Raw genomic sequence first — 6,525 nt, 5'->3', positions numbered from 1 at the left:
CCAGCCGCGCCAGCGTCTCCGCGGCGATCCCGGCGGCGGTGAACTCGCGCAGCCGCATCATGCCGCGATCGGCCAGAAGCCTCTCGGCGCGCTTGGCCTCGGTCGTTTCTCTGCTTCGGCGCCTGACGGATGGCATGTGACAAAACATCCTCTACTTTCTGCAATTGAAGATGTCATATCACATCCGCCGGCGAACTCAAATTCACGCGCGCCTGACCGGCCACGCGGTTGCCCGGGACGCGAGGCGCTTCGGCCCACAAGCGGGAATGGCCAACGCTCTATTCCGGATCGGTCGTAACGAGGAAGCGCTTTCCTGGGTAGAGAAAGTAGTACTACACTATCCCGGATTTCTGCCGACACACTGGGCGTCCATGGCCGCCAACGCCGCGCTGGGACGTGTGGATGAAGCACGCGCTGCATATGAAACGTACCGGCGCATCCATCCTGCGGCACGGATATCGAACATAAGGCAGTGGATGCCAACAACCACCGACGAGGTGTCAGCAATGTACTTCACGGGCTTCCGTCTCGCCGGCATGCCCGAATGAAGGACCAGTTGATGCCCTGAACCAGCGCTAGCCTGGAAGCAGATCGCCAACCTGAAGCTCGTTCACCGCGGCATCCACACGGCTTGCGAGAGCCGTCATCGCCTTGCGACCTCGTTCATTGCCCAGATCCATGCCGCCGGTCGTGTAGATGGCGACAAACAGCCCGCACAGGACGGCAAAGCGATAGGCTTCCCAGCATTCGCCAAAGCTGAAGCCCTCGACCCCCGTCTTGAGCAAAGTGTCGTGATAGCGCTTCAGCAGCTCCTTCTCGGCCCGCCGCCTGTACGCCGTGGGAAGGCTGTTGCAGATCAGGTAGGCGACGTCGTAGAGCGCCCCGCCGCGCCCGGAGATCTGCCAGTCGACCGCGGCGATGCCGTCTTCTCCCAGAGCCGGCCCGAAGAGCAGATTGTCGGCGCGATAGTCGCCGTGAAGGAACGTCCGGTGACGGGACGACAGCTGCTTGACGACGGCGGCGGCGACCGGGGCCAACCCCTCGGCGACCCGTTTGGTGTAGCTGCCGTAGCAAGCCGAAAAATTCGCGAGGGCCGGCGCCAGGAAACCCTGGTAGCCGGCCTGCACCGCCGCGCAGTAGTCGGGGTTGGTGAAGTCGAAGAGGGCGTCCATGCCGTCGCCGTCGACCTTTCCCCACCACGCGGCGTGCAATCGGGCAATCGCCTGTATCGCCGCCTCGGCCTGCGCGGGCGTCAGGCCTTCGATTTGATCCCCCAGGGTCGCTCCCGTCAGATCCTCGAGCAGCAACACGAAACCATGGTCGGCCATGTCGAGTTCGGCATGGAACAGACGCGGCGTACGGATCGGCGAGTGGCGGGCCAGTTTCGTGTAGAAGGCGACTTCCCGCGGATAAAAATAGAGAGCGCGGGCCACGCCAAGATTTGTCGGGTCCCTGGTCGGGAACTTTGCGATCATGGTCGAGGGCGCACCCGGCTGCGCCTTGTCGTAGCGGATCGAGAGGCGGGTCACCTCGCCCATGATGCCTATTCCCGTGCCGAGATCGGCGACCGCGAGCCCGGTTATCGTCGCGTCGGACAGCACTTTGTTCTGGCGCATGACACCGTTGAGCCAGCCGGCATCAAGCCCGGCCGAGCTTCTTGGCCATTCACCCATGATCTCCTCCCGGCCCTTGCTTTCGATTTTGCCGGAATGATTACACGCGCCATCGCACGGCGGGAACAGAAAGAAGCGGCAAATCCCGGAATGTGCATTCGCCGGCAGATCGCCACGTGAAGCTGAGTAGTGGTCGATGCCGGCGGTTGCTGTCCAGGAGCAGGAGACCTACCATTTGCCCGACAGGAACGCGGGGGAGTTCCCGTGGAGCGAGAGCAGCGCAGGCTGGCCGCCATCGTGGCGGCCGATGTCGTCGGCTATTCGCGGCTGATGGGCCGCGACGAGAGCGGCACGCTGGCCAACCTGAAGGCGCTGCGGCGCGAGGTCGTCGATCCCGCCATCGCGAGCCACGGCGGGCGCATCGTCAAGACCACCGGCGACGGCCTGCTGCTGGAGTTCCCGAGCGTGGTCAACGCCGTGCGCTGCGCCGTCGACGTGCAGACGGCGATGGCGGCGAAGACGGCCGAGGTGCCGGACGACCGCCGCATCGCCTTCCGCGTCGGGGTCAATATCGGCGACATCATCGCGGACGGCGACGACATCTTTGGCGACGGCGTCAACATCGCCGCCCGCCTGCAGGAGATCGCCGCGCCGGGCGGTGTCTGCATTTCGGCCCGCGTTCACGAGGATGTGCGCGACCGGCTCGACACTCCGTTCGAGGATGGCGGCCCGCAGACGCTGAAGAACATCAGCCGGCCGGTCCAGGTCTGGCGGTGGTCGGTCGGAAGGGCATCGCGCGACGGCCAAACGACCGGCAGCACCCGGAGACGCGACAAGCCGGCCATTGCGGTCCTGCCCTTTGCCAACATGTCGCCCGACGCCGACAAGGAATATTTCTCCGACGGCATCACCGAGGACATCATCACCAATCTCTCGAAGTTCCGGGAATTCCACGTCATCTCCCGCAACTCTAGCTTCGCCTACAAGGGCGCCGCGCCCGATGCGGCAAAGATCGGCCGCGACCTCGGCACCGACTACGTGGTCGAAGGAAGCGTGCGTTCCGCCGGCACGCGGGTCCGCATCGCCGGGCAACTGACCGATGTGGCGAGCGGCGCCCACATCTGGGCGGAACGCTACGACCGCGACCTCACCGACGTGTTCGCCGTCCAGGACGAGATCACCGCGCGCATCGCGACCGCCGTCGATCCGGCGGTTCGCGGTTTCGAGATGCAGTCGGCGATGCGGAAACACCCGGCCGACCTCGGCGCCTGGGACCGCGTGCTGCGCGGTCTCTGGCACCTCAACCAGTTCAGGAAGCCCGCCAACGCCGACGCCCGGCGCGAGTTCGAGGCCGCCATCGCACGGGACGCGGGCTTTGCGCCGGCACATGCCTGGCTCGCCCTGACCCATGTCTTCGATGCCTGGTTCAACTGGACCGCGACGCACGCGACCAGCCTGGACAGCGCCCAGCGCGCCGCCGCCGAGGCCGTCCGGTCCGATGCCAGCGACCCGATGGCCCATGCCGCCGCCGCCGTGGCGAACTTCTGGTCGGGCCGGATCGAGCAGGCGCGCAGCGCCTGCGAACGGGCGCTCGCGCTCAACCCCAATTCCTTCCTCGCCAACTTCGTCTGTGGCGGCTCCTTCAACTACAGCGGCCGCTGCGAGGAAGCGGTCCCCTATCACCTCAAGGCGCTCGATCTCAGCCCGCACGATCCGCTGGCGTGGAACTGCCTGGGCTCGCTCGCCCACACCTGGCTGAACCTCAAGCGCTACGACGAGGCGATCGCCTGCGCCGATCGCGCGATCGTCCAGCGCCACGGCTATCTGTTCGGCCGGGTGATCAAGGTCGCGGCGCTGGCGCATGCCGGCCGCCTCGGCGAGGCGAAGGCGGCGGGCGCGGCCATTCTCGACATCGCGCCGGATTTTTCCCTGGCGCGGCTCGACCACTATCCCTTCGTCATCGAAGCGCAGAAGCAGCATCTGCTGGGCGGCCTGGCCACCGCCGGCCTGCCGGCATCGCCCGCAGCGGCGACGCCCGCGCTCGTCCTGCCCGCCCTCCCCTTGCCCGACAAGCCGTCGATCGCCGTGCTGCCGTTCCAGAACATGAGTGGCGACCCGGAGCAGGAGTACTTCGTCGACGGCATCACCGAGGACATCCTGACCGAGCTGGCGCGGTTCCGCGAGCTGTTCGTCATCGCGCGCAACTCTTCCTTCACCTACAAGGGCAAGAGCGTCGACATCAAGCAGGTCGGCCACGAGCTCGGCGTGCACCATGTCCTCGAAGGCAGCGTGCGCCGGGCCGCGAACCGCGTGCGCGTCACCGCCCAGCTCATCGATTGTGAGAACGGCAGCCATCTCTGGGCCGAACGCTACGATCGCGACCTCGCCGACATCTTCGCCGTGCAGGAGGAGATCACCCGGACCATCGTCGCCAACATCGCCCCTGCCATCGAGGAGTCGGCGCTGGCGCGGATCCGTCGCGCTTCGCCCGCCAGCCTGACGGCGCACGAAATCGCCGCGCGCGCCTTGTCCGAAACCTGGGCCGCCTGGCTCTCCGGTGACCCGGCGACGCGGGAGAAGGCGATGGCATCGTCGCAACGGGCTCTCGCTCTCGATCCCGGGTGCGCTAGGGCGTGGCTCGCCCAGGCGCAGCTGCGCTGGCAGCAGGAATACTATTCCGGCCGGCCATCGACTGCGGAGACATGCGGACCGGGTCTCGAGGCGGCGCGCCGCGCGATTGCCGCGGACCGGCTGGAGAATCGCGCCTACATGATCAAGGGCATGCTGTCGGTGCGCCTCGGCCGATGGGACGAGGCCCTCGCCGACCTTCGTCATGCCTGCGAGCTCAATCCCAACGATGCGATGGCGCTGCAGGTGCTGGGCTGGGGCGAGGTGAAGTACGGCGACGGCTCGTCCGCCAGGCGCCACGTCGAGGCGGCGCTGCGCCTCAGTCCCCGCGATCCGCTCCGGTACAATGCCTACATGCTCCTGGGCGAGGCCTGCTTCCTCACCGGCGACTATGCCGAAGGCCTGAAATGGATCGCCGAGAGCAGGCGGGAGCAGCCCAACTTTCTGCCCGCCATCGTGCACGGCATGAAGCTGCTAGTCGCATCGGGGCAGATCGATCGCGCGCGCGCCGAGGGCGACCTGCTGCGCGCCATCTCCCCGCAACTGCTGGACCGGGCGCGCACCGGTTTCTCCGACTACCGCCGCCCGGAGGATCGCGAGCGGGACATCCGCTTCCTGCGGATCGGCTATGGCTTGCCGGTCGAGACGACACCTCCCCCGCTCGCCCTGCCCGACAAGCCGTCGATCGCCGTGCTGCCCTTCCAGAACATGAGCGGCGATCCCGAGCAGGAATACTTCGCCGACGGCATCGTCGAGGACATCATCACCGCACTCTCGCGCTTCAAGTCACTGTTCGTGATCGCCCGCAATTCGAGCTTCACCTACAAGGGCCGCGCCGTCGACATCAAGCAGGTCGGCCGCGAGCTCGGCGTGCGCTGCGTGCTCGAAGGCAGCGTGCGCCGCGCCGGCAACCGGCTGCGCATCACCGGCCAGCTCATCGACTGCCAGACCGGAACACATCTCTGGGCCGACCGTTTCGAGGGCGCGCTGGAGGACGTGTTCGACCTGCAGGACCGGGTGACCGCCAGCATCGTGGGCATGATCGCACCGAAGGTCGAGCAAGCCGAGATCGAGCGCGCAAAGCGCAAACCGGTCATCAGTGTCGATGCCTACGACCACCTTCTCCGTGCGGTTGCACGACTCTACCAACTGACAGGCGAGGCCACCGACGATGCCCTGCGCCAGTTCGATGCTGCCATTGAACGGGATCCCGACGCGGCAACGGCCCATGCCCTGAAGGCGTTTTGCTATAGCTGGCGCTTCTTCAACGGCTGGATGGCCGATCCCGGGACGGAGCGTGCCGACGCGGAGCGCCACGCTCGGCGCGCGGTCGAGCTTGCCGGAGACGATGCGGACGTCCTCGCCTATTCCGGATACACGCTGGCCGCGGTCAACGGCGATTTCGACGACAGCGCCGCGCTCATCGATCGTGCGCTTGAACTCAATCCCAATCTCGCCAAGGGATGGGGGGCCAGCGCCTGGCTGAGAGTTTTCGTCGGGGAACCGGACAGAGCGATCGATCATGCGATGAAAGCGATTCGACTGAGCCCCATAGACCTGAACATACAGTCGATTCGAAACGCGGTTGGGCAGGCACATTTCTTTGCCGGGCGCTTCGGCGATGCCGCATCGTGGGCGAGGCTCGCTCTACAAGCCAAGGCGGATTTCCGCCCGGCCTTGCGGCTCGCGGCGGCGGCGGAAGCGCTGTCGGACAACTTGGCCGCGGCGAGAAAGTATCGCGAGCAACTGCAGCAACTCGATCCCGAGGCATGTCTTGCCACGAGCATGAAGGTCTATTCGTCGTACCGACCGGAACATGCCGCAAAGCTTCGGGAAGGCCTGCGCCTCGCCGGGCTGCCGGAATGAAGGGATCAGCGCCGCCTTGCGGCCATCGTCCAATGGTCGTGCATCCAACCGGAGCCGTTATGAGGAGGTAGCGATGACTTGTTACGTAGTTTGGGACGCAGAGATTACTGACCGGCCGGGACTGGAACCGTATGTCGCCGCGGTCAGCGACACCATCGCGAAGCACGGCGGGCGATACCTGGCGCGGGCCGGCACCACGAGACTCATCGAAGGCGGGCCGCAGCCCAAGACCATTGTCATCCTCGAGTTTCCGGACGCCGCCGCCGTCGACCGCTGGTACAAGTCACCCGAGTACCAGAAGATCCTTCCGCATCGTCTCCGGAACTCGACCGGTCGGCTGTTCACCGTGGACGGCGTGAAAGTAGCATAATCTGGCAGCGACGCGCTCTACAGCTTCACGGCGAGACCGAGCCGCGCC

At 66.2% G+C, this 6,525-nt stretch carries 4 protein-coding genes; 3 read left to right on the top strand and 1 reads right to left on the bottom strand.

Annotated features, from left to right (window positions below):
* Window positions 1-170: 170 nt before the first annotated feature.
* Window positions 171-548: a BTAD domain-containing putative transcriptional regulator gene (locus tag VH499_RS07480; RefSeq protein ID WP_332052077.1), complete on the top strand. Its 378-nt coding sequence runs from the start codon at window positions 171-173 to the stop codon at window positions 546-548.
* A gap of 27 nt (window positions 549-575) precedes the next feature.
* Here VH499_RS07480 and VH499_RS07475 read toward each other — a convergent pair whose 3' ends face one another.
* The gene (locus VH499_RS07475) at window positions 576-1,673 is read right to left on the bottom strand and encodes a phosphotransferase (RefSeq protein WP_332052076.1); all 1,098 of its coding nucleotides are present in this window, start codon (window positions 1,671-1,673) and stop codon (window positions 576-578) included.
* Window positions 1,674-1,877: 204 nt separating this feature from the next.
* On the opposite strand from VH499_RS07475, the gene VH499_RS07470 reads away from it, so the two are divergent.
* Both VH499_RS07470 and VH499_RS07465 read left to right on the top strand, forming a co-directional pair.
* A complete protein-coding gene (locus tag VH499_RS07470) occupies window positions 1,878-6,107 on the top strand; it encodes a tetratricopeptide repeat protein (protein ID WP_332052075.1) in 4,230 nt (1,409 codons plus the stop codon).
* Between the two features lie 73 nt (window positions 6,108-6,180).
* Window positions 6,181-6,477, top strand: a complete 297-nt coding sequence (locus VH499_RS07465; RefSeq protein WP_332052074.1) for a DUF1330 domain-containing protein — start codon at window positions 6,181-6,183, stop codon at window positions 6,475-6,477.
* The last annotated feature ends 48 nt before the right edge of the window (window positions 6,478-6,525 follow it).

Origin of the sequence: Reyranella sp. (assembly GCF_036558665.1) — a bacterium.
GTDB lineage: Bacteria > Pseudomonadota > Alphaproteobacteria > Reyranellales > Reyranellaceae > Reyranella.
This window is presented reverse-complemented; position numbering and strand designations above follow the sequence as displayed.